Source organism: Lysobacter korlensis (assembly GCF_042434515.1).
In genome coordinates, this window is record NZ_JBHLTG010000079.1 from 1 (window position 1) to 522 (window position 522).

At 38.1% G+C, this 522-nt stretch carries 1 protein-coding gene; it reads left to right on the top strand.

Translation table 11 applies throughout. The annotated features are described in order from the left end of the window. The coding region (locus tag ACFFGH_RS34565; RefSeq protein WP_386677507.1) for a hypothetical protein at positions 1–433 on the top strand (433 nt) is incomplete at its 5' end. Positions 434–522 lie beyond the last annotated feature (89 nt).

The following is a 522-nucleotide window of genomic DNA, read 5'->3' on the forward strand; positions in this document are numbered from 1 at the left end:
GTATAATCTTACACATGAGGAAAAAGTATCCTATAAACCAGGAATTTGGTTCAATTCAGCTAAGTTCTTTGACTTAGAATACCAGACCTATGGGCATGTGCCCAATAACATACCTGCAACCTTGGACACATTCCATTGGGAAAATGAAGCAGGAACAGTAGCTATACGATTTGTTTATGATAAAACTGTGGGGACCATCAAAGGTATAAACAGCATCGGTTGGCGCATGAGACATGCCTATTTTGATAAAGCCATAGACGAAGGATGGTTATTTGAAAAGATTCTGACACATCTGGACAAAGCCAGTTTTGATGCAGAATTTGCAACCAAACATACGGCAGCTGTCATTCAAGCCTACAATACCATCAAAAAAAGAAATGTTTCCTTACCCAAAAAAGGATTCTTGAAACGAATTGTAACTGCATTTTCATGAAAGCACTTCAAAAATTAGGAATCGCCCTTTTCTGTTTAGCATTGGCATTTTTTAGCTTCTTGCCATTTATCGGTCAATACACCTTGACG